General features: G+C 62.1%; 25 protein-coding genes and 1 pseudogene. 13 read left to right on the forward strand and 13 right to left on the reverse strand.

Annotated elements, in window-relative coordinates; genetic code table 11:
• Positions 1-8: 8 nt before the first annotated feature.
• Positions 9-2,360, reverse strand: coding sequence for a xanthine dehydrogenase family protein molybdopterin-binding subunit (locus AC0ZT5_RS05745; protein WP_488495621.1), 2,352 nt, complete (start codon positions 2,358-2,360; stop codon positions 9-11).
• 123 nt (positions 2,361-2,483) lie between these two features.
• A complete protein-coding gene (locus AC0ZT5_RS05750; protein ID WP_095088065.1) occupies positions 2,484-2,984 on the reverse strand; it encodes a (2Fe-2S)-binding protein in 501 nt (166 codons plus the stop codon).
• 247 nt (positions 2,985-3,231) lie between these two features.
• On the opposite strand from AC0ZT5_RS05750, the gene AC0ZT5_RS05755 reads away from it, so the two are divergent.
• The 7 genes from AC0ZT5_RS05755 to AC0ZT5_RS05785 all read left to right on the forward strand — a co-directional run bounded on the left by AC0ZT5_RS05755 (position 3,232) and on the right by AC0ZT5_RS05785 (position 8,394).
• A complete protein-coding gene (locus AC0ZT5_RS05755; protein ID WP_488495622.1) occupies positions 3,232-4,416 on the forward strand; it encodes an FIST N-terminal domain-containing protein in 1,185 nt (394 codons plus the stop codon).
• Between the two features lies 1 nt (position 4,417).
• Complete coding sequence (locus AC0ZT5_RS05760; protein ID WP_488495623.1) at positions 4,418-5,758, forward strand: hybrid sensor histidine kinase/response regulator; 1,341 nt, start codon at positions 4,418-4,420, stop codon at positions 5,756-5,758.
• A gap of 23 nt (positions 5,759-5,781) precedes the next feature.
• A complete protein-coding gene (locus AC0ZT5_RS05765; RefSeq protein WP_488495624.1) occupies positions 5,782-6,195 on the forward strand; it encodes an Imm1 family immunity protein in 414 nt (137 codons plus the stop codon).
• 68 nt (positions 6,196-6,263) lie between these two features.
• Entirely contained in the window at positions 6,264-6,476 is a 213-nt protein-coding gene (locus AC0ZT5_RS05770; RefSeq protein WP_488495625.1) for a hypothetical protein, read from the forward strand.
• Positions 6,473-6,976, forward strand: a complete 504-nt coding sequence (locus AC0ZT5_RS05775) for a hypothetical protein (RefSeq protein WP_488495626.1) — start codon at positions 6,473-6,475, stop codon at positions 6,974-6,976. Before AC0ZT5_RS05770 ends, AC0ZT5_RS05775 begins: the two co-directional genes overlap by 4 nt.
• Before the next feature lie 325 nt (positions 6,977-7,301).
• Positions 7,302-7,784, forward strand: a complete 483-nt coding sequence (locus AC0ZT5_RS05780) for a hypothetical protein (protein ID WP_488495627.1) — start codon at positions 7,302-7,304, stop codon at positions 7,782-7,784.
• A 160-nt stretch (positions 7,785-7,944) separates the two neighbouring features.
• Positions 7,945-8,394: a hypothetical protein gene (locus AC0ZT5_RS05785; protein WP_488495628.1), complete on the forward strand. Its 450-nt coding sequence runs from the start codon at positions 7,945-7,947 to the stop codon at positions 8,392-8,394.
• A 117-nt stretch (positions 8,395-8,511) separates the two neighbouring features.
• Here the strand turns inward: AC0ZT5_RS05785 and AC0ZT5_RS05790 are convergent, their stop codons facing one another.
• On the reverse strand, positions 8,512-9,195 hold the full coding sequence (locus AC0ZT5_RS05790; protein WP_488495629.1) for a response regulator: 684 nt from the start codon (positions 9,193-9,195) through the stop codon (positions 8,512-8,514).
• Between the two features lie 267 nt (positions 9,196-9,462).
• On the opposite strand from AC0ZT5_RS05790, the gene AC0ZT5_RS05795 reads away from it, so the two are divergent.
• The 3 genes from AC0ZT5_RS05795 (at position 9,463) to AC0ZT5_RS05805 (ending at position 11,978) form a co-directional block, all read left to right on the forward strand.
• Positions 9,463-10,158: a fumarylacetoacetate hydrolase family protein gene (locus AC0ZT5_RS05795; RefSeq protein WP_488495630.1), complete on the forward strand. Its 696-nt coding sequence runs from the start codon at positions 9,463-9,465 to the stop codon at positions 10,156-10,158.
• A gap of 4 nt (positions 10,159-10,162) precedes the next feature.
• On the forward strand, positions 10,163-10,813 hold the full coding sequence (gene maiA, locus AC0ZT5_RS05800) for a maleylacetoacetate isomerase (RefSeq protein ID WP_488495631.1): 651 nt from the start codon (positions 10,163-10,165) through the stop codon (positions 10,811-10,813).
• Between the two features lie 124 nt (positions 10,814-10,937).
• Positions 10,938-11,978 (forward strand): zinc-dependent alcohol dehydrogenase family protein, encoded by a 1,041-nt coding sequence (locus AC0ZT5_RS05805; protein WP_488495632.1) that lies wholly within the window; start codon positions 10,938-10,940, stop codon positions 11,976-11,978.
• Between the two features lie 23 nt (positions 11,979-12,001).
• On the opposite strand, the gene AC0ZT5_RS05810 is transcribed toward AC0ZT5_RS05805, so the two are convergent.
• Positions 12,002-12,865: a DMT family transporter gene (locus AC0ZT5_RS05810; RefSeq protein ID WP_488495633.1), complete on the reverse strand. Its 864-nt coding sequence runs from the start codon at positions 12,863-12,865 to the stop codon at positions 12,002-12,004.
• Positions 12,866-12,972: 107 nt separating this feature from the next.
• On the opposite strand from AC0ZT5_RS05810, the gene AC0ZT5_RS05815 reads away from it, so the two are divergent.
• A complete protein-coding gene (locus AC0ZT5_RS05815) occupies positions 12,973-14,376 on the forward strand; it encodes an aminotransferase-like domain-containing protein (RefSeq protein ID WP_488495634.1) in 1,404 nt (467 codons plus the stop codon).
• Between the two features lie 7 nt (positions 14,377-14,383).
• Here AC0ZT5_RS05815 and AC0ZT5_RS05820 read toward each other — a convergent pair whose 3' ends face one another.
• Positions 14,384-15,277, reverse strand: a complete 894-nt coding sequence (locus tag AC0ZT5_RS05820) for a LysR family transcriptional regulator (RefSeq protein ID WP_488495635.1) — start codon at positions 15,275-15,277, stop codon at positions 14,384-14,386.
• Between the two features lie 131 nt (positions 15,278-15,408).
• On the opposite strand from AC0ZT5_RS05820, the gene AC0ZT5_RS05825 reads away from it, so the two are divergent.
• Positions 15,409-16,848, forward strand: a complete 1,440-nt coding sequence (locus AC0ZT5_RS05825; protein WP_488495636.1) for an MFS transporter — start codon at positions 15,409-15,411, stop codon at positions 16,846-16,848.
• Positions 16,849-16,871: 23 nt separating this feature from the next.
• Here the strand turns inward: AC0ZT5_RS05825 and AC0ZT5_RS05830 are convergent, their stop codons facing one another.
• The 3 genes from AC0ZT5_RS05830 to AC0ZT5_RS05840 form a co-directional block, all read right to left on the reverse strand.
• A complete protein-coding gene (locus AC0ZT5_RS05830) occupies positions 16,872-17,369 on the reverse strand; it encodes a MaoC family dehydratase (RefSeq protein WP_095087497.1) in 498 nt (165 codons plus the stop codon).
• Positions 17,370-17,563: 194 nt separating this feature from the next.
• Positions 17,564-17,992: a phasin family protein gene (locus AC0ZT5_RS05835; protein WP_095087495.1), complete on the reverse strand. Its 429-nt coding sequence runs from the start codon at positions 17,990-17,992 to the stop codon at positions 17,564-17,566.
• A 110-nt stretch (positions 17,993-18,102) separates the two neighbouring features.
• Positions 18,103-19,398, reverse strand: a complete 1,296-nt coding sequence (locus tag AC0ZT5_RS05840) for a DUF445 domain-containing protein (protein ID WP_488495637.1) — start codon at positions 19,396-19,398, stop codon at positions 18,103-18,105.
• Positions 19,399-19,674: 276 nt separating this feature from the next.
• Between AC0ZT5_RS05840 and rirA the strand changes: the two genes are divergently transcribed.
• Complete coding sequence (gene rirA / locus AC0ZT5_RS05845; protein WP_488495638.1) at positions 19,675-20,139, forward strand: iron-responsive transcriptional regulator RirA; 465 nt, start codon at positions 19,675-19,677, stop codon at positions 20,137-20,139.
• 133 nt (positions 20,140-20,272) lie between these two features.
• Here the strand turns inward: rirA and AC0ZT5_RS05850 are convergent, their stop codons facing one another.
• The 5 genes and pseudogenes from AC0ZT5_RS05850 to hemP form a co-directional block, all read right to left on the reverse strand.
• On the reverse strand, positions 20,273-21,064 hold the full coding sequence (locus AC0ZT5_RS05850) for a heme ABC transporter ATP-binding protein (RefSeq protein WP_488495639.1): 792 nt from the start codon (positions 21,062-21,064) through the stop codon (positions 20,273-20,275).
• Between the two features lie 28 nt (positions 21,065-21,092).
• On the reverse strand, positions 21,093-22,196 hold the full coding sequence (locus AC0ZT5_RS05855) for a FecCD family ABC transporter permease (protein ID WP_477288063.1): 1,104 nt from the start codon (positions 22,194-22,196) through the stop codon (positions 21,093-21,095).
• A gap of 11 nt (positions 22,197-22,207) precedes the next feature.
• Positions 22,208-23,116, reverse strand: coding sequence for a heme/hemin ABC transporter substrate-binding protein (locus AC0ZT5_RS05860; RefSeq protein ID WP_488495640.1), 909 nt, complete (start codon positions 23,114-23,116; stop codon positions 22,208-22,210).
• 11 nt (positions 23,117-23,127) lie between these two features.
• Positions 23,128-24,188, reverse strand: a pseudogene (locus AC0ZT5_RS05865) (hemin-degrading factor).
• Between the two features lie 22 nt (positions 24,189-24,210).
• Positions 24,211-24,417, reverse strand: a complete 207-nt coding sequence (hemP, locus tag AC0ZT5_RS05870) for a hemin uptake protein HemP (protein ID WP_488495641.1) — start codon at positions 24,415-24,417, stop codon at positions 24,211-24,213.
• Between the last annotated feature and the right edge of the window lies 1 nt (position 24,418).

Below are 24,418 nucleotides of genomic sequence, written 5' to 3' on the forward strand. Positions count from 1 at the left end.
CTTCCTCCTCAGTGTTTCGTCGTCGCGCGGTTCGCTGCCCACACGGTGGACGGCGATGCCGGCATGGCAAGATCGTTGCTGCCGATGGCGTCGGTGATGGCGTTGATCACCGCCGGCGGCGAGCCGATGGCGCCGGCCTCGCCGCAGCCCTTGATGCCGAGCGGATTGCCTGGGCATGGCGTGTTCGAGGTCGAGACCTTGAACGACGGCAGGTCGCCGGCGCGCGGCATGGTGTAGTCCATGTAGCTCGCGGTCAGCAGCTGGCCGCTGTTGTCATAGTGGGCGCCTTCGAGCAGCGCCTGGCCGATGCCTTGCGCCAGTCCGCCATGCACCTGGCCCTCGACGATCATCGGGTTGATGATGTTGCCGAAATCATCGGCGGCGACGAACTGGATGATCTCGGTCATGCCTGTTTCCGGATCGACCTCGACCTCGCAGATGTAGCAGCCCGCCGGGAAGGTGAAGTTCGACGGATCATAAAACGCCGTTTCCTTCAGCCCGGGCTCCATGCCGCCCGGCAGATTGTGGGCGGTGTAGGCGGCGAGCGCCATCTGGAACCATGGCACGTTCTTGTCCGTGCCGGCGACCTTCAGCGCGCCGTTCTCGATGACGATGTCGCCCTCGTCCGCCTCGAGCAAATGGGCGGCGATCTTCTTGGCCTTGGCCTCGACCTTGTCGAGCGCCTTGACGATGGCCGACATGCCGACAGCACCCGAGCGCGAGCCGTAGGTGCCCATGCCCATCTGCACCTTGTCGGTGTCCCCATGGACGATGGAGACCGAATCGAGCGGCACGCCGAAGCGCTCGTTGACCAGTTGCGCGAAGGTCGTCTCATGGCCCTGGCCATGGCTGTGCGAGCCGGTCAGCACCTCGATCGTGCCGACGGCATTGACCCGCACTTCCGCCGATTCCCACAGACCGACGCCGGCGCCAAGACTGCCGACCGCCGCCGACGGCGCGATGCCGCAGGCCTCGATGTAGCAGCTCATGCCGATGCCGCGCAGCAGCCCCTTCTTGGCGGCGGCAGCCTTGCGCTTGGCAAAGCCGGCATAGTCCGACGCCTTCATCGCCGCGTCGAGCGAAGCGGCATAGTCGCCTGCGTCGTAGCACATGATGACCGGCGTCTGGTGCGGGAACGAGGTGATGAAGTTCTTGCGGCGCAACTCGGCGGGTGAGACGCCGAACTGGCGCGCGGCGGTCTCCATCATGCGTTCCATGACGAAGGTTGCTTCCGGCCGCCCTGCCCCGCGATAGGCATCGACAGGCGCGGTGTTGGTGTAGATCGCCTTCACATTGGCGTGGATGGCGGGGATATTGTACTGGCCCGACAGCAGCGTCGCATAGAGGTAGGTCGGCGTCGCCGACGAGAACAGCGACATGTAGGCGCCGAGATTGGCCTTGGTTTCGACCTTCAGGCCGAGGATCTTGTGATCGTTGTCGAAAGCCATTTCGGCATGGGTGTGATGGTCACGGCCATGTGCGTCGGTGAGAAAACTCTCGGTGCGGTCGGCCACCCATTTGACCGGCACCCCGGTCTTCTTCGACGCCCACAGGCAGACGATCTCTTCGGGATAGATGTAGATCTTCGAACCGAAGCCGCCGCCGACATCAGGCGCTATGACGCGCAGCTTGTTTTCCGGCGCGACATTGTAGAAGGCGCTCATCACCAGCCGCGCCACATGCGGATTCTGTGACGTCGTCCAGCAGGTGTAGTGGTCCTCGGCCTTGTCATAGTGGCCAAGCGCCGCGCGCGGCTCCATGGCGTTGGGCACGAGGCGATTGTTGATAATATCCATCTTGACAACATGGGCCGCCTTCCTGAATGCCGCGGCCGTCTCGTCGGCATTGCCGATGTCCCAGTCGAAGATCAGATTGTTGTCGGCCTCGGGGTGGATCTGCGGTGCGCCCTTGTCCATCGCCTTCGAGGCATCGACGACGGCCTTCAGCTCCTTGTAGGTGATCTCGACCGCCTCGGCGGCATCACGCGCCTGCCCTTTGGTCTCGGCCACGACGATGACGACGGCATCGCCGACATAACGGACCCGGTCGAAAGCGAGTGGCGACCATGCCCCCATCTTCATCGGCGAGCCATCCTTGGAATGGATCATCCAGCCGCAGATGAGGTTGCCGATGCCGTCGGCCTTGAGCTCCTTGCCGGTCAGCACGCCGATGACACCCGGCATGGCTTGAGCCTTCTTGACGTCGATCTTCTTGATCTGCGCGTGCGCGTGCGGGCTGCGCACGAAGGCTGCGTGCTTCATGCCGGGAACCACCATGTCGTCGACATAGCGGCCGGCGCCGGTGATGAATCGTTTGTCTTCCTTGCGCGCGACCCGAGCGCCAACACCTTCAATGCCCATCAGAAATTCCTCCCGAAATGCTGAAATAGCGAATAGTGAGTAGTGAATGGCGAATTGTGGTGAGTTGGCGTTTGGTCAGTGTGCTGACTATCCGCTACCCCCTGTTCGCTACTCGCCTCCGTCTCACGCCGCTTGCCTGGCTTTGCCCTTCGACCCCTTGGACATCGTCTTCGATGCGGCAAGGATCGCCTTCACGATGTTGTGGTAGCCGGTGCAGCGGCAGATGTTGCCTTCGAGTTCGGTGCGCACCGTCGCCTCATCGAGGCCTTCGGGATGGCGGTTGATCATGTCGGTCGCCGTCATGATCATGCCCGGCGTGCAGAAGCCGCACTGCAGGCCGTGATGTTCCTTGAAGGCGGCCTGCACCGGATGCAGATCGGCGCCATTGGCGAGGCCCTCGATCGTCACCACGGTCGAGCCGGAGGCCTGTACCGCGAGCATCGAGCAGGACTTGACCGCTTTGCCGTCGACATGGACGACGCAGGCGCCGCATTGCGAGGTGTCGCAACCGACATGCGTTCCGGTAAGGCCGAGATTTTCGCGCAGGAAGTGAACCAGAAGAGTTCGATCCTCGGCAGCGCCGCTGACCCGTTTTCCGTTCACCATCAACGAAACGTCCGACATGCTTCCTCCCTGGGTATCAACCTTGGTCATCACGCTTCCGATGCGGTGTTGCCGCTTCGGCCATGGTTATTCGTACACTGCACAATGGACAAAAAACAGCACGTCGCAAACTCGTTACATTGTACTTTCGGTCATGGGCTGGGCCCAAACGCGCGGCCCCGGTCGCCCATTGCCAAAACAGGGTTTGAGGGCAACAATGTTATCAGACGCCCGCGCGCCCGACGCGCATAAAACAGCGTCGGAGGAAATGCGGAGAACACCGCTGGCCAATTCACGGACGCGCTATGCATGCGGCCTGTCGGCGCTCACCACGGATGAGCCCGACATGGACGCATTCGCCAAGGCGATCGCGTTGGAGGCCGCGGCAATCGACGCCGGCTTCGCGCTGCTGTTCTTTTCCCAGAGCCTGGTCGAGGCCGACACCCTTTCCCAGGCGCTCATGACCCACGCGCCGGCACTTCATCACGCGGGCTGCTCGACCGCCGGCGAGATCACGCCGCAAGGCCTCGAGGACGGCCATGTGCTCGCCATGCTCCTTCCGTCCGCCGCGTTCACCGCCGTCAGCGTGATGGTCGACGATCTTTCCTCGTCGGGCATGGACAGGATCACCAGCGAGGTCGAGGCCTTGCGGCGGACGCTGCGCGCGCGTCTGGGCTGCGACCGCACCAAAGGCACCTTCGCGCTGTGCTTCATCGACGGGCTCTCCTATGCCGAGGAAGCCGTGAGTTCGGCCATCCATTGGGGCCTCGACGACATACCGCTGCTCGGCGGCTCGGCCGGCGACGACCTGAAGTTCGAGACGACGCGCCTCATCTCGAACGGCGACGTCACCTCCGACAGCGCCATCATCGTGCTGATCGCCACCGAAATCCCTTTCCACGTCTTCAAGACCGACAATTTCGTTCCCACCGACGAGAAGCTGGTGGTGACCGCGGCCGATCCCGATCACCGCATCGTGCGCGAGTTCAACGCCACCAATGCGGCGGAGGAATACGCCGCGTCCGTCGGCATCGTTGCGCAGACGCTGACGCCGCTGAGTTTTGCCTCGCATCCGGTGGTGGTGAAGGTGGGCGGCGAGTATTATTGCCGGTCGATCCAGAAGATGCATCCCGATGGCTCGCTGTCGTTCTTCTGCGCCATAGACGATGGTGTCGTCCTGTCGATCGCCCAACCCAAGGATATGGTCGAATCGACGCGCGCGGCGCTCAGGGATGTCGAGGAGCGGCTTGGCGGCATCGACATGATCCTCGGCTTCGACTGCGTGCTGCGCCGCCTGGATGCGCGCAACCGCCAGGTGTTTCGCGATATCTCGGAGCTCTACCGGGTCAACAATGTCATCGGCTTCGGCACTTATGGCGAACAGTACCGGTCGATGCATTTGAACCAGACCTTCACCGGCATCGCCTTTGGCGAACGACAGGCGGCGGAATAAGATGCCGCTCAGGGATATCAACGATCTCGAAAAGCTGAAGAAGATCAATGCCGCACTGGTCAGCCGCGTCGAGCGGTCGATGGACCAGCAGGGTAATGCCTTCTCGCTGTTTCAGACCGCGATATCGCTTGAGAACCGCGTGCGCACGCGCACCGAGGAACTGCATTCGACCTTGCGCCGGCTGGAGCAGTCGAACATCGACCTCAGCGCCGCCAAGGAAAACGCCGAACTGGCGAACCTGTCCAAGACCCGCTTCCTCGCCGCCGCCAGCCACGACGTGTTGCAGCCGCTGAACGCGGCCCACCTCTCCGTTTCGGCGCTGGCCGAAGTACAGACCAGTGACGAGGGCAGGAAGCTGGTGCGGCAGGTCGAGCGCTCGCTGGAGACGATGGAGGACCTGCTGCGCACGCTGCTCGACATCTCGAAGCTCGACGCCGGTGTGGTGCAACCCGACATCGGCGACGTCAGCCTCGAGGCGCTGTTCTCGTCGCTGCGCTCGGATTTCCTGCCGGTAGCGGAACTGAAGGGCCTGTCGCTGAAATTCCGGCCGGTCAACGCCGTGGTCCGCTCCGACCGCACGCTGCTGCGCCGCATCCTGCAGAACATTCTCTCTAATGCGCTGGGCTACACACGCTCGGGCGGCGTGCTGGTCGGCACCAGGCATCGCGGCGATACCATCCGCATCGACGTCGCCGATACCGGCTGCGGCATTCCCGTAGACCAGCGCGAGGCGGTTTTCGAGGAATTCCACCGGGGCACCTCGTCGCCCAATGCGGAGTTGGACGGCGGCGGTCTCGGGCTCGGGCTTGCCATCGTGCGCCGCATGGCCAGCGCGCTCGGCCATCCCGTGACATTTTCATCCAAGGTCGGGCGCGGCACGATCTTCCACATCGATGTTCCGGTCGGCATCGGCGCCCCGGCCGACGCCATCGCCAGCAGCGCCGACATGGAACGGCCGCGCGGCTACGGCCTGTTCGGCACCAAGGTGCTGCTGATCGAGAACGATGTCGAGGTGCTGCAGGCCATGACCTTCCTGCTCGAACGCTGGCAATGCCTGGTGCGGGCCGCGACGTCGACCGACGACGCCCTCGACATGCTGGGTGATACCGACTGGGTGCCCGACATCGTCATTGCCGACCAGCATCTCGACGGCGGCGATCTCGGCACCGCCACCATCGCCGAGGTCCGCGACTATCTCGGCCGCGCCGTGCCGGCGCTGATCGTCACCGCCGACAGTTCCGAAGCCGTTGCCAAGGCGGCGCGCGCGGGCGGCATCGAACTGATGCGCAAGCCGCTGAAGCCGGCGCAACTGCGCGCGCTGCTGGCGCATTTGTTGGCTTAGGGACCGGCCTCGATGGAGCAGGAATGAGCCGTCAGAACTTCATAGTCCGTGCGGTGGCAGATAACTGGCATGACAATTTGTCGAATGACGACGAGTTTCATCTCCCTTCTATCGAAGTAATTTCCGACCTGATTGGGCTGCTCAATGCAAACGACAGAACGATCATATCTCTTTCCGGCCGCAACGGCTCATCTCTAACGATTGGCGGCGGAAGCGATCAGTATATTGTCTTTGCTTCGATGCCAGACGAGACTCTGTGGAACTTAACCTCGGAAAAAATTGAAACAGAAAAAAACATCGTTTTGAAAATTGGCGGTCAGGAAGGTGACTTCTCGCCCCGCGAGGTGGTCGATAGAAAGACCGTGGACGACGCCGTGCGATCCTTCTTTGCAGATGGAGGATTGCAGCCTTCAAGTCGCTGGGAAAAGCCGGCCTAGTCAGGCCGAGCGCTCCGGGGGAGCTGCGACATGGGGTGGTGGCGGCTCGCCATAAAGGCATGAGGGGAATGACCAATAATATTCACGTCGTGTCTGTCGACGCCCTGCGCAAGGCCGAGAGCATCGGTCGACCGGTGGGCAGCGAGGCCTTTCTGGACCGCATTGCCGGGCAATTCGGAAAAGCCATGAAACCGGGGAAACGAGGCAGGCGGCGAAACGAAAATAGTGCAATGTCACCGCAATTAAACGTATCGTCATTCTCACTGGTGAAACTGAGATGAATAATCGAGAAGAAGAGTTAATATTAAATCTATGCTTAGATAAAATAAGTAAAGACGAATTCATAAAGTGTTACCCCGCAGACATTCAGGCTGACAAAAATTACATTTGCCAACAGCTAGAACTGGCATATCAACAAAAAAACGGCGAAAACGTTGAGTTAATATTATTACTTGGATTCAACTTTGGCTTCGACAAAAATTGCTCCGCCGTATTATCTAAAATTCTACCCGAAGATTGGCACCATAGCCACGAAGATATCGTAACAATACTTGGTGACATGAAAGACAACGGAGCAAATAGCGCTATATATCAGGTGGCGATTTCTAAATATGAATATCTGTCGTATGACAATTTTGCCAATCTTGGAGTAAAATGCTGCGTATCGCTGTACCTAATCAAAACGCCCGAATCGAAAGAGAAACTTTCCCTGCTTCTGCAGTCAAATGATAAGATAGTCGCAGATAAAGCAAGTTGTCTTTTGGAAATTTTTGAAATATAACCATCATTTTATGTTTAGAAGGTTGTACGGCAATTCGATGGGAAGCAGGAACGTTGCTTTATCAATATTCCCGAGCTCGACAAGAATGTGGATATCATGAACTACCGCCGCGATCGATGCGGTTGATAAGGCGGACCTGCGAACCGGTCGACCAAGGCAAATGGAGCGTACTAAGGGAAATGAGTACGCAGGAAGAACGGTCGTCGTACGCCTGCGTCATCTCTTTACGCCGCTGGGATTGGCTTAAAAAAGACGGCAACGGACGCAGGCCACTATACCGCGATGTTTCCTTCCGCTGCCACCAAGGAATTGGCACAGGTGTGGAATGACCTCTTCAAATGATTTCCTGCGCGAGTTCGCACGACATCGCGGATCAAATCGCAATCCCTATTTTAGGATGATCATACCGTTTGACTTTTACGACGGCCTCGAAACGGGAGTGGCATTGATTTCGTCTGGCGGAGCCGTCAGAATTTGGTCTCTTGGTGACTCCCGATCGCGCCTTTTTCGCGCCCTAGGGCTGGTGCCCATTGGTGGAAATTGGTTGGAGGCCGAATGGATTTCGAAGCAATCAGATACAGAGCACGGCTCTTTTTTGGAACCCGACAACAGTGAAGCCCTCCTGAAATTAGAGGCGGACGTCATGGCGGCGCAAGCTACCGGTTATTTTGTTGGACTTGGCTCACCCTATTTGAATTGTATCGAAATAGTCGAGGTAGACGAAGATGAAGTTAATATTTTACAACAGAATGGCCCTTGTGTTGAAAATTTTCGCTGGATTCATAACCTTTTGAAGCAGCCCCGCTGATTCCAAATTGAGTGACAGTAAACTTCTTTTGAATTACGGTGACAGTGCACTTTTACCATGCTTGCCAGGCCTCATAATTCGCAATTAAAGAAAAAAGTGCACTTTCACCGTAATTCATGGGTGGAGCCGTCCCGTGGTCAAATCGTATTCAGAATCTAACTTGAAATTAATAACCGACGCACTAGAACATATAGCCAGCAATCCGAGGATGCATATCGGAGAAAAGTACGTTCCAGAAAATCTCATCGCAAGATTAGTGAGCGATTTGATGCTGGCCGGATCTCATACTATTGCGATAGAAAAAGATAATGGCTGGTGGAAAGTATCGTCAGACACGGATTGGCTTCAGAAGGAGGATGGCTACATATCCTATAACGAATTTTACTCATTTGTCCCGATAAACGGAGCAGAAATGTTTAGGGACAAGATAGGTGTTATAATTAACACTTTCTCCATTGCTCTGGTTACAGTTGGGATCGACGGAGTAAAGGTGATCAAGGGCAGTTACGAGAACGGCGACCTGCCGCTAGATGATAACTATATTAAAGATGTTGTCGGTAGAGAGATGTTTGTAAAGCTGCCATCCCAAATTTTCATACCCCAGGCCTGACTGATCTGTCGACTGTGTACTTCGGTGACAGTGCACTTTTTACCGCGCTCATCCGGCCGACCCTCACCCCGCTCCGCTTCGCGGAGCGACCCTCCCCACAAGGGGAGGGTGAGAGCCTCAAAACCCGGCCTGATCCCGAAACAATTCCGCATTGTCCAGCTTCGACACCTCGATCACCGCTTGCGTGCGGCTGTAGACATTGAGCTTGCGCAGGATTTCGGAAACGTGCGCCTTGACCGTGGTTTCGCCGACCTGCAGTTCGTAGGCGATCTGCTTGTTGAGCAGGCCCTGGCGCAGCATCTGCAGCACGCGCAGCTGTTGTGGCGTCAGCGTCGACAGGCGCTGCACCATGTCGGCGCGGTCGATGCTGTCGGCGTCGGGCGTGCGGCCTTCATAGGTTTCCGGCACGTAGATCGCGCCCTCCATCACCGAGCGTATGGCGGCGGCGAGATCACTCTTGCGCGCCGATTTCGGGATGAAGCCGGCGGCACCATAGGACAGCGCTTCGGAAATGATTTTCGGCTCCTCATGGCCGGAGACGATGACCACCGGCAGGCGCGGATAGCGGGTCCGCAGCTGCAGCAAGCCTTCAAAGCCGTGCACGTCGGGCATGCTGAGGTCGAGTAGGGCCAGATCGAACGGCTTGGCCCCGGCCAGAAGGTCGAGCGCCTCGGTGATCGAGCGCGCCTCAACCGTGTCGACTTCCGGATAGGCCATTTGCACGGCGCTGTGCAGCGCCTCGCGAAACAGCGGGTGGTCGTCGATGATCAGGAACCGGGCGCGATCGTGTGTTGCGGTCATGGGGTTCATTTCGGTTCAGGGGCGGTTGATGCATGTCGCCCAAAAGTGGCCCCGGTTTTGAGTGAACGGCATGCATGAGACAAAGACCTAACGCGCGGCGCCTCAAATCCGTTCAAACGCGACGCGCTTTAGAATAACCTCGCCACCATGGCCAGATTATTGCCAAATAGTATATCGCCACCTCCGTCGGAAAGCGCCGCCGGCGCTTTCTCGATTGCCCGGGCGCCCAAATCGGTCGAATGTTCCGGCAACCAAGCAGAGACCCACATGACAGAATTCGTCCTCCCCTCGCCCGCAACATCATCGGTGGCCGTCGCAGGGTCGCCCGCGCGTTTTGCGGTGCGCCGCATCTTCTGCGTCGGCCGCAACTACGCCGCTCACATCCGCGAGCTCGGCAATGACGAGCGCGATCCGCCCTTCTTCTTCACCAAGCCGGCCGACGCTGTGGCCGATTCCGGCGCCACCATCCCCTACCCACCGCTGACGGCCAATCTGCACCACGAGATCGAGCTGGTTGCCGCGATCGGCAGGCCGGGCTTCCGCATTGCGCGCGGCCAAGCGCTGGATCATATCTGGGGCTACGGCGTCGGCATCGACCTCACCCGCCGCGATCTGCAGGATGAAGCCAAGAAGATGGCGCGGCCCTGGGACTGGTCGAAGGCGTTCGACCGCTCCGCCCCTTGCGGCCCGCTGGTCCCGGCGGCGCAATCCGGCCACCCGCAGAAGGGCCGCATCTGGCTCGCCGTCAACGGCAAGGTCAGGCAGGATGCCGACCTCACCGAGCTGATCTGGCCGATCGCCGATATCGTGTCGATCTGCAGCGAGGCGGTGGAACTCGAGCCCGGCGACCTGATCTTCACCGGCACGCCGGCCGGTGTCGGCGCGGTTCGTGCCGGCGACACGATGACCGGCGGCGTCGATGGCATCGGCACGATCGAAGTCACCATCGGCCAACCGAAGTGAGCGCATGAGCGACATCGTCCTGCACAACTACTATCGCTCCTCCACCTCCTATCGGGTGCGGATCGCGCTGGAGATGAAGGGGCTGAGCTATGACTACGTCCCGCATCACCTGCGCCATGGCGAGCATCTGGAGCCCGCCTATCTCGCGGTCAATCCACAGGGCCTGGTGCCGGCGCTGATCCTCGACGACGGCACGCTGCTGACGCAATCGCTGGCGATCATCGAATTCCTCGACGAGACCAGCCCCGAACCGCCGCTGCTGCCCAAGGACGCGCTTGGCCGGGCGCGGGTCCGGATGCTGGCGCAGATGATCGCCTGCGACATCCATCCGGTGAACAATCTGCGCGTGCTGACCTCGCTGCGCACCCTGTTCGGCGCCGGCGACCAGGATGTCGTCAACTGGTTCCGCCACTGGGTGAACGAAGGTTTTCAGCCGCTCGAAAAGATCCTGGCTTCGTCGGCCGGGACCGGAGCATTCTGCCATGGCAACACACCGGGCCTGGCCGACATCTGCCTGGCCGCGCAGGTCACCAACAATGCCCGCTTCGGCGTCGACATGACCCCCTACCCGACGATCACGCGCATCAACGCCGCCTGCATGGCCCTTTCGGCCTTCCAGAAGGCGGCGCCCCAGAACCAGATCGATGCCGAGTGAGATTTCATTGGCCGACACGTAGCATCAGCATCGACGCGACCGTGTCTGGCGGAATTGATTTCCGCTTGACCCGACAGGGAATCGGCTATCTTTCCGCGGGCCGTGTGAAGGTTGGGAGTTGCCAATGAAAGCCGTCGTCTTCGAGAAATTCGGCGAAGCGCCAACGATCCAGACCGTTCCAGATCCGAAGCCGGCTGCCGATGGCGTCGTGATCAAGGTCGAGGCGACCGGGCTCTGCCGCAGCGACTGGCACGGCTGGATGGGCCATGACGACAGCATCCGCCTGCCGCATGTGCCGGGCCATGAGCTGGCCGGTATCGTGGTGGCCGCCGGCAAGCAGGTCACCCGCTGGAAGGCCGGCGAACGCGTCACCGTGCCGTTCGCCGTCGGCTGCGGCCGCTGCTTCGAATGCTCATCGGGCAATCACCAAGTCTGCGAACATCAGACGCAGCCCGGCTTCACCGGCTGGGGCTCGTTCGCCGAATATGTCGCTATCGAACACGCCGACACCAATCTCGTACGCTTGCCCGACGAGATGGAATTCGCCACCGCCGCCAGCCTCGGCTGCCGCTTCGTCACCTCGTTTCGCGCCATCGTCGACCAGGGCCGGGTGACGCCGGGCGAATGGGTGGCCGTGCATGGCTGCGGCGGCGTCGGTCTGTCGGCGATTATGATTGCCAGCGCCATGGGCGCCAATGTCATCGCCATTGACCTCACCGACGAGAAGCTCGATTTCGCCACGAAGATCGGCGCGGTAGCCACCATCAACGCATCAAAAACGCCGAATGTCGTCAAGGCCGTCAAGCAGATCACCAATGGCGGCGCGCACATGTCGATGGACGCACTCGGCCACCCCACCACTTCGTTCAACTCGATTGCCAACCTTCGCCGCCGCGGCCGCCATGTGCAGGTCGGCCTGATGCTGGGCGAGCACGCCCGCCCGCAGGTGCCTATGGACAAGGTGATCGCCTTCGAGCTCGAAATCCTCGGCAGCCACGGCATGCAGGCCTATCGCTACCAGGCGATGATGGAGATGATCCGCAACGGCAAGCTCAAGCCCGAACTTCTGGTCGGCAAGAAGATCAGCCTCGAAGAGGCGCCCGCGGCCTTGATGGCCATGGGCGGCTTCGAGGGCATCGGCATCGGCGTGGTGACGAAGTTCTAGGGACAGGAGCCGCTTCCCCGGGACTATCTCGCAAACTTCTTCGCCCCGAACACGCACAGCACCACGCCGAGCGTGACGACGACCATCAGCGAACTGACCTGCTCATGCAGCAGCGTCGCCGCCAGCGCCAGGCCGAAGAACGGCTGCAGCAACTGTAACTGTCCGACGGCAGCGATGCCACCTTGCGCAAGGCCGCGATACCAGAACACGAACCCGATCAGCATGCTGAACAGCGAGACATAGGCGAGCCCGATCCAGGCGTTGGAGCCGACACTGGCAAAGGATGGCGGCTGCGTCGCGAAAGTCAGCACCAGCATGATCGGCAGCGACAGCACCAGCGCCCAGCAGATCACTTGCCAGCCGCCGAGCTTGCGCGACAGCGCTGCACCCTCGGCATAACCCAGGCCGCAGACGACGATGGCGGCCAGCATCAGGCCATCGCCGACCGGCGAGGCTGTCACGCCCTGCATCAGGGCAAAGCCCGCGACCAGCGCGCTGCCCACGCATGAGAACAGCCAGAACGCCGGGCGAGGACGTTCACCGCCGCGCAGCACGCCGAAAATCGCCGTCGCCAGCGGCAGCAGGCCGACGAAGATGATGGAGTGGGCCGAGGTGACGTGCTTGAGCGCCAGTGCCGTCAGCAACGGAAAACCGACCACCACGCCGAGCGCGACGATGACCAGCGACAGCAGATCCCCTCTCTCCGGGCGCTTTTGGCGGAACACCAGCAGCAGGGCGAGACCAAGCAGTCCGGCAATCGCCGCGCGGGCCGATGTCACGAAGGTTGGATCGAAATCCATCACCGCGACGCGCGTTGCCGGAAGCGAACCGCTGAAAATCAGCACGCCGACGAATCCGTTCACCCAGCCGCTCGCCATCTTGTCCATCACAGGCTCCGTTTTGTTTCGCCCTCTATCGGGCCTGTGCCTATGGCGTCGCCAGAGACAATAGGGTACAATTTTGCAAAACTGTAATGGTCAATAAGGCAGTACAGATGACGATAACAGCGCTTGAGACTGAAGACACGGTCACTTTGGTCGAGAGCGTGATGGCAACTGTCCGCCAGCGGATTGCCGCGCGCAGCCTGACGCCGGGAGCGCGACTGCCGTCGATTCGCGCCTTCGCCAAATCCATGCAGGTTTCCAAATCCACCGTGGTTGAAGCCTATGAGCGGCTCGCTGCAGAAGGGGCGATCCGTTCCCGGCCGGGCTCAGGCTTCTATGCCGCCGGCTCGCTGGCGCCGCTGTCTCTGGCCGAGATTGGTCCCCGGCTCGACCGCGCGGTCGATCCGCTCTGGATCTCGCGCCAGTCGTTGGAAGCAGGCGATGACAGTCTGAAACCCGGCTGCGGCTGGCTGCCGGCCGCGTGGATGCCCCAGGCGGGGTTGCGCCGCGCGCTGCGCACGGTGGCGCGCGCAGATGATGTCGCGCTCGCCGACTACGGCACGCCGCTCGGCCTGCCGCCGCTGCGGAACCTGCTGGCGCGGCGCATGGCCGAACATGGCATCGAAGCCTCTCCTGAGCAGATCATGCTGACGGAATCGGGCACGCAGGCCATCGACCTCCTGTGCCGTTTCCTGATCGAACCCGGCGACACCGTGCTGGTCGACGACCCCTGCTATTTCAATTTCCACGCTCTGCTGCGCGCCCACCGCGCCAAGGTCGTCAGCGTTCCCTACACGCCGTCCGGGCCGGACATCGAGCTGTTCGCACAGGTGTTGGCCGAACATCGGCCTCGCCTCTACATCACCAATTCGGCCATCCACAACCCGACCGGCGCGATCCTGTCCCCAGTCACCGCCCACCGGCTGCTCAAGCTCGCCGACCAATCCGACCTGACCATCGTCGAGGACGATATCTTTGCCGATTTCGAACATGCGCCCGCCCCCAGGCTGGCGGCATTCGATGGCCTGAGCCGGGTCGTCCAGATCGGCAGTTTCTCCAAGACGCTGTCGGCGTCGGTTCGCTGCGGTTTCATCGCGGCACCCCGCGACTGGATCGAGCGCCTGACCGATCTCAAGATCGCCACCACCTTCGGCGGCGGGCGGCTTGCCGCCGAACTGGTGCTGACGCTGCTGAAGGACGGCAGCTATCGCAAGCACATGGATCTGCTGCGGGCACGGCTTTCGCGCGCCATGGGCGAGACGAGCGCCCGCCTGAAGGCAATCGGCATCACGCCCTGGATCGAGCAGCCGGCCGGGCTCTTCCTATGGTGCAGCCTACCGGATGGCGTGGATGCCGCCGAAGTCGCCCGCCGCGCGCTGGCCGACAACATCGTGCTGGCGCCCGGCAATGCGTTCAGCCTGTCCCAGACCGCCAGCCGCTTCCTGCGCTTCAACGTTGCCCAGTGCGCGGACGAACGGATTTTCAAGGTGCTAGAAACGGCAATGGCGCGTTGATAGCCGGTCAGCGAGATGCCGCACAGACCTCCCGCACGCAGTCGCGCAACCATCGCTGTGCCGGATCGGCATCGAGACGCGGATGCCAGAGCATAGAGATGGTGACCTCCACGGTGGCAACCGGCAGCCGAAAGCTGTGCATGCCGGCGCGCGCGCCTTCCGTATGCCGCTCGGGCACGCTGGCGATCAGGTCGGATGCACGCGCCATGGCAAGCGTGGCCGAAAAGCCGGAAACCATGCACACGACCGTCCGCTGGAGTCCAAGCCGTTCCAGGGCTTCATCGATCGGCCCTTTCTCGCGGCCACGCCGCGAAACACTGATGTGGCGGCCGGCCGCGTAGCGCTCGGGCGTCACGACGCCCTCGCTCAAGGGATGGCCAGCGCGCACGGCGCCGATGAAGCGGTCGCGAAACAGAGCCTGAATGCGCATCTCCGGTCCGGTTTCACCGGCGACGCCGATTTCCAGGTCAACCGCCGCCTCGCGCAGCGGCGTGACATCCTTGTCGGACTTCGGCGCGAAACGCAGTCGCACGCAAGGCGCCTCCGCTTCGATGCGAGCGACAAGGCGCGGCGCGAACTCTTCCACGAAGCTTTCATTGGTGCGCAGCGTGAAAGTCCTGGCGAGATCCGAAAGGTTGAGGAGTGCGGCAGGGCGCAGGAGAGCTTCCGCATCCTGGACGACGCGACCAGCCTGCTGCCGCAACTCCTGCGCACGCGGTGTCGGAACAAGGCCGCGGCCGGCGCGAACCAGCAGCGGGTCGCCCGTCGCCTCGCGCAGCCGCCCGAGCGTCCGGCTCATCGCCGAGGGGCTGAGACCAAGACGATTGGCGGCGCGGGCCACACTGCCTTCCGTCAGCAGAACGTCGAGAGCGACGAGCAAATTGAGATCGGGCGATGCCATCGGCGGATCATAGCACTTCATATGGCGTTTGATGCACGAATAACATGCAAATGCTGCGCCTTCCGCCATATCGGTCAAGAGACTAGGTCTCCGATAGCTCCGGTTCTGGAGCCGATGGAAAGGAGATCGCCTTGGCAATCGCAGAGCAAAATGAGCGCGTATCGGCGCCGCCCCAGGTCAAATCCGCCCGCTGGGCGCTGGCGAGCCTTTCGCTCGCCACGTTGCTGTCGTCGCTGGGAACCAGCATTGCCAGCGTCGGCCTGCCTTCGCTGACGCAGGCGTTCGGCGCTTCGTTCCAGTCGGTGCAGTGGGTTGTTCTGGCCTATCTGCTCGCCATCACCACATTGATCGTCAGCGCCGGAAGGTTGGCCGACATGTTCGGGCGCCGGCCGTTGCTGCTTGGCGGCATCGCGCTGTTCACGCTGGCATCCATACTCTGCGGCCTGGCGCCAACACTCTGGCTGCTGATCGCCGCGCGGGCGGTGCAAGGACTTGGCGCGGCGCTGATGATGGCGCTGACGCTGGCTTTTGTCGCCGAAACGGTGAGCAAGGCCAAAACCGGCAGCGCCATGGGCCTGCTCGGCGCCATGTCCGCCATCGGCACGACACTTGGGCCGTCGCTCGGCGGTCCTCTGATCGCGGGCTTCGGCTGGCGGGCGATATTCCTCGTCAACGTGCCGCTCGGCGTACTGACCTTCGCTCTCGCCTATCGTGCCTTGCCGGCGCGCGGCAAGCCAGCGCAGGCTCATCGGGGCAAGTTCGACGCCGTAGGCACCGCCCTGCTCGCCCTGACGCTGGCCGCCTATGCGCTAGCCATGACGCTTGGCAGGGGCAATTTCGGCGCACTCAACCTCGGCCTGCTGATAGCTGCCGGCCTCGGCGTCGCCCTGTTCGCCGCCGCGCAGGCGAAAGTGAAGAACCCATTGATCAAGCTTGCCAGCTTTCGTGACCTCCAGTTGAGCGCCAGCCTGGCCATGAGCCTCGTCGTCGCAACGGTGATGATGGCGACCCTGGTGGTTGCCCCGTTCTACCTGTCGCGCGGGCTCGGGCTCGATGCCGCAAGGGTCGGCCTCGTGCTGTCGACCGGCCCGCTCGTCTCAGCCCTGTCGGCGCTACTGGCCGGACGCCTGACCGATCGCTTCGGGGCCCACAGGATGATGGTTGCCGGCTTGGCAAGCCTTGCCATCGGCACGTTCCTGCTGTCGCTCGCCATGACGAAACTCGGCATTGCCAGCTATGTCGTACCGATCACCGTCACCTGCATCGGCTACGCGCTGTTCCAGACGTCAAACAATGCAGCGATCATGACCGGTGTTGGCGCCGGTGAGCGCGGCGTCGTCTCCGGCCTGCTCAATCTTTCGCGCAATCTCGGCCTCATCACCGGCGCATCGTTGATGGGCGCCGTCTTCGCCGTCGCATCGGCTGGGGAGCAAGACATTCTGAGTTCCGTGGCCGCCGCCCGGGGAATGCAGGTCACCTTTCAGACGGCGACAGCGCTAGCGTTGGTCGCGCTGTCCCTTGCGCTGCTCTCGACCCGCGCCGCTAGCCGCGCGGAAGCCAGCGTTTCGTAAGGCGCAACTTGATTGGCGGTCGTTCAGGCCCCAGCCCGCTTGCGGCGCTCGTAGAGCATGACCAGCGTTTCAGCGGTGAGCGCCGGCTTCTCCTCGCCTTCGATCTCGACCGTGTTGGCCGCCTTCATCAGATACTGGCCGGGGCCTCTGTCCTCCATGGACAGCAGCGTGGTCCGCAGCCGGATGCGCGCGCCGACCTTGACTGGCGCCAGGAAACGCACCTTGTCGAAGCCGTAGTTGAAGGCGGCCTGGGTGTTTTCGGGAACGATGCCCATGCCGAGCGCCAGCGCGCCGATGATCGACAGCGTCAGGTAGCCGTGCGCGATCGTCGTGCGGAACGGGCTTTGCCGTCGCGCCCTCACGGGGTCGACATGGATCCATTGATGGTCGCCTGTGCATTCGGCGAACTGATTGATACGATTCTGGTCGACCGTCGTCCACTCCGACACGCCAAGCTCCTGCCCAGCCATCGTCCTCAATTGCTCATAGGTCGGCGGCGTCTTGGGCCGTATTTCAGTCATTCCTGGTATCCCGATAGCTTCCAACGCCTCCGGACCACGAACTGGCGGCTCCTGTCAATTCGTTCTGCACGAATCCGTTCCGCAGATTCCAGCTGCAATCGGCCCATGCGGCCCGGCGCAGTGGCAGGTCAAATCGGGATTTCTTGGCCTTTCGTGGCTGCCGGCGGCAACAATGCCACCTTGGCCGGAGACCGCTACTTCCTGTCGTAGCCGGCGCGGATTTCCTCCATCGCCTCCTTGATGCGCGTGCGCAGGATGTCGACCGATTCGGTGCCGGATTTCTTGACCAGTTCAGCCACTTCGCCGGCGTTCTTCAACGCAGCCTCGAAGGATTTGCGGGCGAATTCCGTCTGTTTGGCCATCAGTTCCTGCGGATTGCCCGGTGCCCGGTAGCTTTGCGCCATCTCGGTAACTTCGCGCAGCGTGTCCTGCAGCATTTCGCGCTGCCGGGACAACAGCGAGGTCGCGCCGGCGGCACTGGCTCGGGCCGATTTTTCCAGCGCTTCTAGGTTCTTGCGATGATGCGCAAGAATTGCCTCGACATCGACGTTGGGCACTTTCAGGTCGCGGCCGAACTTGCCGAACATGTCCATGAAGGAATCGGATTCCGGTTGCTTGGCCATGATGGTCTTCTCCCCTGTCGCCGCCGATTGGGCTCCCGGATGGGAGAATAGCACCGAAGTGCTGCGTGTCCATTCGGACGCAGTGGAATCGGTCCAGGGCCGAATGGGCGTCAGCCGACGAGGAACAGCCGCTCGGCGACATAAAGGACGACGCCGGCAAGCCCACCGATAATCATGCCGTTGAAGCGGATATATTGCAGGTCCCTGCCGATGTTCATCTCGATCAACCGTGTCAGCTGCGCCAGGTCCCAGCGCTTGACCTGGTCGGCGATGAATTTCGACACGCCGCTCTTTTGGCTCTCCACGAACGAAGCGAGCGCCACCACGAACCCCTGGTTCATGTCGGCCCGGATCTGTGCATCGCTGGCAAGATGGCGACCGACCTCGACGAACATGTTGGCGAGATGCGTGCGAATGATCGACTCCTGCGCCTTGGCGTCCTGCTCGATGAACTGGCTGAGGCTCGCCCACATGTCGCCGGCCAATCCCCTGACCTCCGGCCGGGCCAGAAAATCGCGTTTCAGCTTCTCGGCGCGCTTGGCATATTGCTTCGATGTCCTGAGCCTTTCGATGAAGGCTTGAGCGAAACGGTCGAATTCGGCGCGCATCGGATGGTCAGGATCGGCCCGCACCTCGTCGAGCAGCGAGCCGGCCGAGGCGACGATCTTCTTCAGCAGGTAGGCGTCGGCGCGGAACAGGTTGAACAGCGACGGCAACTCCTCGCGGATCTTCTCGCGCATCGTCGCCAGCGCCAGCTCGTCGTTTAGGAACCGGCCGATCACCTTGGTGAATTCGTCGAACAGTTTCTGGTGGCGACGGTCGTCGGTGAGCGCCGACAACAGCTCGGCAGCCAGCGGCGCCAGCGGCACCTTTTCGATCTGCTCCAGCATGCGGCTGGTGACGAAACCACGCAGGCCGGATTGCTCGACGGCGGCAAGCGTCTGCGGTACCAGCCGCACGACGAAGCGCGACAGGCCGGCGGCACGTTCGGCATCGGCGAGCCAGTCGGCGACGAGCGCCGAGAAATCAACCTCGGCAAGCTTTTCACGCACTGGCTCAGGCGCCAGGAAGTTGACCTCGATGAAGCGGCCGAGATTGTCTGCGATGCGGTTCTGGTTCTCGGGGATGATGGCGGTGTGCGGGATCGGCAGCCCCAGCGGCCGCCTGAACAGCGCCACCACCGCGTACCAATCGGCCAGGCCGCCGATAGTCGCGGCCTCGGCAAAGGCAGCGACGAAGCCGAGCCACGGATAGATATGCTCGAACGACTTGGCGAGCGCAAACACCAGGACGCAAAGCGCCAGCGCCGCCGCTGCGACCAATTTTGTCCACCGCAAGGCGGAAAGCTTGGCCTCCGCGTCGGCATCGAAACGGACGGGCGCCAGGGACTGGGCCGTTTGTGACATGGATGAGCTGCTCCTCGTCAATCTCGGGCCTATTTAGTGCTTCACCAGGCGAAATGCCCGTAGCAGCCGGTTTCGCACGCGCCTTGCTTGGCTGCACACACAAAGTTGACGAGAATGTTCATCTATTGTGCCCGGCTAGTCTGGAATTGTTCCAAGGTATAGGCCATATTCCGCCTAGGCCAATGTGGCGAATCCGAAATTTCCGGGTCAAAGCCGCATCAGTAACGTTTTGAAATCTGGCGTGGTTCTACCGCACCAGCGCGTTGTGAGGACAAAATGCGGCTTACGCGCCAGACCAACTATGCCATGCGCATCCTGATGTATTGCGCCGCAAACAATGACCGATTGAGCCGCATCCCCGAGATCGCGGCCGCCTACTCGGTGTCGGAGCTGTTCCTGTTTAAGATCCTGCAGCCACTGGTCGAGCACGGCCTGGTCGAGACCGTGCGTGGCAGGAATGGCGGCGTCAGGCTGGGCCGCGCCGCCGAATCGATCAGCCTTTTCGATGTCGTGCGCGTGACCGAAGAAAGCTTCGCCATGGCCGAATGCTTCGAGAACGATGCCGCCGAATGCCCGCTGGTCGACAGCTGCGCGCTGAACTCGGCATTGCGCGAAGCGCTGAACGCATTCTTCGGGGTGTTGGAGCGCTACACCATCGCCGATCTCGTGGCGGCTCGCCCGAACGTGCGCAGCCTGCTCGGCATAGACATGCTGGTGGAGCGCCGCGCACCTGCTGCCTGAGCAAGTCTCCCGAGTCTGAGTAGGTCCGTTGAGATTCAGGTCACGCTGGGTCGAGAATGAACGGAGCGTACCTGGGTACGTGAGTACCGGAAGCGCAGGAAACCGCCATTCGCAGGCCGGCCTCACCTGAATATCAATAGACCGTCGACTGCGGCAATACGAATGGCATGTCGCCGGCAGGCAGCACGCCGAACCTGAGCCTGCAGTCGAACACTTTTTCGATCAGGTCGTCGCTCAGCACGTCCTGCGGCGAGCCGGTAGCAGCAAGCCTGCCGCGATGCATGACAAAAATCCGGTCGGCAAACATAGCCGTCAGATTGAGGTCGTGAAGGATGGCGACCACGCCGCCGCCCCTCCTGGCGAAGTCGCGGGCGATGCTCATGATGATCAGCTCGTGCTTGATGTCGAGGCTGGAAACCGGCTCATCGAGCAACAGGTAGCGCGGCTTGCCGTCGAGCACCGGCGCCCAGACCTGGCACAGCACGCGCGCAAGCTGGACACGCTGTTGCTCGCCGCCCGAAAGCTCCTGGTAGAAACGCCCGGCAAATCCATCAAGGTCGACGCGCGCCAGCGCCCGTTCCGGCAGCCGCGCGTCCTCGCCCGGCAGGACACCAGAGCGGCCGCCGACAAGGCCAAGCTTGACCACCTCCCGCACAGTGAACGGAAACGACAGCGTCGTCGCCTGCGGCAGCACGGCCCGATGGACGGCGATCTCGACCGGCTTCATCGCCGAGAGATCGCCGCCGTTGAGGACGACATGTCCGGTGTAGGCAAGTTCGCCGGACAGCGCCTTGAGGAAGGTCGTCTTGCCGGATCCGTTGGGGCCGACGATTGCCGTCACTTCGCCGGGGTGTGCGGCGAAATCGACACCGGCAACGATCCGCTTGCCGGCGATCGTCACGGAAACATCCCTTGCCTCGATCATCCCAGCCTCACAGGTCACAAGTCCCAAATCACAAATCAACGACGCCGCGCTTGCGCAGCAGTATCCACAGGAAGAACGGCGCACCGGCGATCGCGGTGACGATGCCGATCGGCAATTCAGCGGGCGCCACGATGGTGCGCGCGACGGCGTCGGCCAACAGCAGCAGCGAGGCGCCGAGCAGCGCCGATGCCGGCAGCAGATAGCGATTGTCGGGACCGATCAGCAGCCGCAGCAGATGCGGCACGACGATGCCGACGAAACCGATGCCACCGCTGACGGCGACGGATGCGCCGACCGCCGCCGAGACACCGATGATGGCCGTGTACTTCAGCCGTTGCACCGGAATCCCGAGATGGCCGGCGGTCGCCTCGCCCAGCGCCAGTGCGTTGAGGCCGCGCGCCAGGAACGGCATCGCCGCCAGCGCAAGCACGATGATCGGCCCGACAGAGGCGATCTTCGCCCAGGTCGCGCCACCGAGCGATCCGAGTTGCCAGAAGGTCAGGTCGCGCAACTGGCGGTCGTCGGCCGTGAAGATCAGGATGCCGGTGAGCGCCATGGCAAGCGCCGCCAGCGCGATGCCGGCGAGCAGCATGGTGGCGACCGAGGTTTGTCCCCGTCGCGTGGCAACCTGGTAGAGCACCAGCGTCGTAGCGAGCCCACCGCAAAATGCCGCCAGCGGCAGCGCAAGCGTGCCGAGCATGGCCGTCACCGGCGCCAGCACCGTGGCGCCGAGCACGATGACGGCAACCGCGCCGAGGCTGGATCCGGCCGAAACGCCGATCAGGCCGGGATCGGCGAGCGGATTGCGGAACAGCCCCTGCATGACAGCGCCGGAGACGGCAAGTGCTGCGCCGACCAGCATGCCGAGGATGATGCGCGGCAGGCGGATGTCGTAGACGATCAGCCTGTCGCGGGCGCTCAACGCGGCGTCGCGGGGCACGGTCCCGAACAGCCAGTCGCTGATGACGTTGGCGGCCGAAGCGTCCGACGCGCCCGACGTGAGCGACAAAAGCACGGCAATGACGAGCCCCAGGCACAGCAGAAGGATGACGATGCGGGCGCGATCCGAGCGATCGCCGTCGGATGCACCCGCCATCACCTTCACCGGGCCGGCGATTGATTGATCGACCATGATCTGCCCGCTCAATCCGTGACCTGCCCGCCATAAAGCGAGACGGCGAGATCGTGGATAGCATCGGCCGTGCGCGGCCCGAAGCCGAGCAGATAGGCGCCGTCGATGCGGATCAGCTTGCGTGCAGTGCCCGCCGGCGTCGAGGCGATAGACGGATTGGAGAACAATTCGTCGTCCGAGACCGGAGGCCCGGCATTGCTCATCATCAGGATCGCGTCCGGCCTGGCGGTGATGATCGCCTCGTCGGACATTTGCTTGTAGCCGGAAAAGGCTTCCACGGCATTGATCCCGCCGGCGAGCTTGACCATGCCGTCGGCGGCGGTCTCGCTGCCGGCCGCCAGGATCTTGCCGCCCTGTATCGACAGCACGAACAGGATGCGCTTGCGCTGCTTGATCGAAGCCGTCTGCTTTTCGGCGGCAAAGAGCTTGGCATCAAGCTCCCTGGCCAGCACCTCGGCCTTGGCGTCGACGCCGAGCGCCTTGCCGACGATGCGGACCTTCTCCAGTATGCCTTCGTGGCTATAGTGTTCGGGCACCTCGATGAACGGGACGCTCGCCTTCTTCAGCACATCGACGGCTTCCCTGGGACCGCTGCCGTGCAGCGCCAGGATGCCGGTCGGGTTGACCGACAGCACACCTTCCGGCGACAGCTGGCGCAAGTAGCCGACATCAGGCAGATCAAGTGCGGCTTTCGGATACCGGCTGGTGGAATCGCGAGCCACCAGATGCTTCTCCTCGCTGAGCGCATAGACGATCTCGGTGATGGAGCCGCCAATGGCAACTATCTTCGAGCGATCGACAAAGACGGTCGCACCCTCGGCGGCGTTGCCGGGTTGCAAGGCGACAAAAGCCAGGCATAGACAGATTGCCGGTCCAAGCACCAGCTTGAGAACAGGCGCCAGTCTGGAAAAGGGAACCATAGGTGTCGTCCTCAGGCTGCGGTCGGGCTTGGGATGCGCGGCAGGTGTTCCGCCAGGAATCGCCAGTCGTCGCGTTCACTCTCGCCTTCATGGCGTTTGCCGAAGAACTGGATGATCATCTTGCCGTCGGCATCATAGACTTCGAGCGAGGTGACGTGACCGACCTTGGTCGGCTTGCGCACTGCCAGACCTCATGGATGTGGTCGGTTCGCAAGTGCAGGTGGAAGGTCTCGTCCAGTACGTTGATCCATGGCCCCATCAGCTTGATGGATTTGACCGGACCGGAATGAATCTGGATGCAGCCGCGATTGCCGACAAAGCACATGATCGGCATCTCGCCCTCGGCGGCATGATGGAACATGTGGCGGACGGCGTCATTGTCGAGCAGCCAGGCATAGTCCTGGCCGACCATGCGCACCGCCTGCCGGCGGCTGAGCTTCAGAGTTTTCAGCATACCGAAGAACTGGTGCACGTCGGTCAGCCGGCTCCAGCGGTCGCGCAGATCGTCGAGATTGGCGGTGGTTTCCCCGCCATGGACCTCGTCGTCGGGGATGTGTCCAGAAATCTCGATCGTCGGCTCCTGGTTCGACGATTCGAGCGCGGCAACCAGCTTCTGGTAGGCATAGAGACTGGAGGCAGGCCGCAGATGCACCTTGTGCACCGCCTCGCCTGCCGCGTCGAAAAACTGCAGGCTGCGGCGGATGTCGTCGCCATCGCGCTTTTCCACGGCAAAGCCGTGCGCCCAGACTTTCGGGAAGATGCGCAGATCGATGTTTTCACCGAGCACCATGGCATTGTGGTTGCCGGTGACGATCTTGTCGTAGACGCCGATCTTCTCGTGCACCGCACTTTCGTTGCGGGTCAAGGCCATGACTTCGCCGACGGCTTCGAGGCCGGTCAGGAGATCGTTGACGCGCGGCTCGATGCGGACGACCCCGTCGCCGCAATGCGCGGCGATGAGCTCGGCCTCAGAAATGCCGAGCTGGGCAGCCAGATCACGCTCGCGCGTCCTCGGATTCTCTGTCCGTGCCCGCCGGATTTCATGCGGGGCGGGTTTTACGCGCTGATCCATGTTTCGTCCCTACTGCCTTGCCTTACTTGTTGAGAATGAGCTTGCCCTGGCGGGTGATCTTGAGCCGGTAGAGCGCGCCATGATGCTCGATGCCGATCTCGTGCTCGCCCTGGAACAGGGTGTTGCTGGACAGCGTTCGCACCGCCAGCGGAACCCGGTCTAAACGGGTGGAGGTGTCGTCGGAACGGCGGACGCGATAGCGAAAGTCATTGGAATTGTGTGTGTTCATC

This window comes from Mesorhizobium sp. CNPSo 4670 (assembly GCF_057784235.1).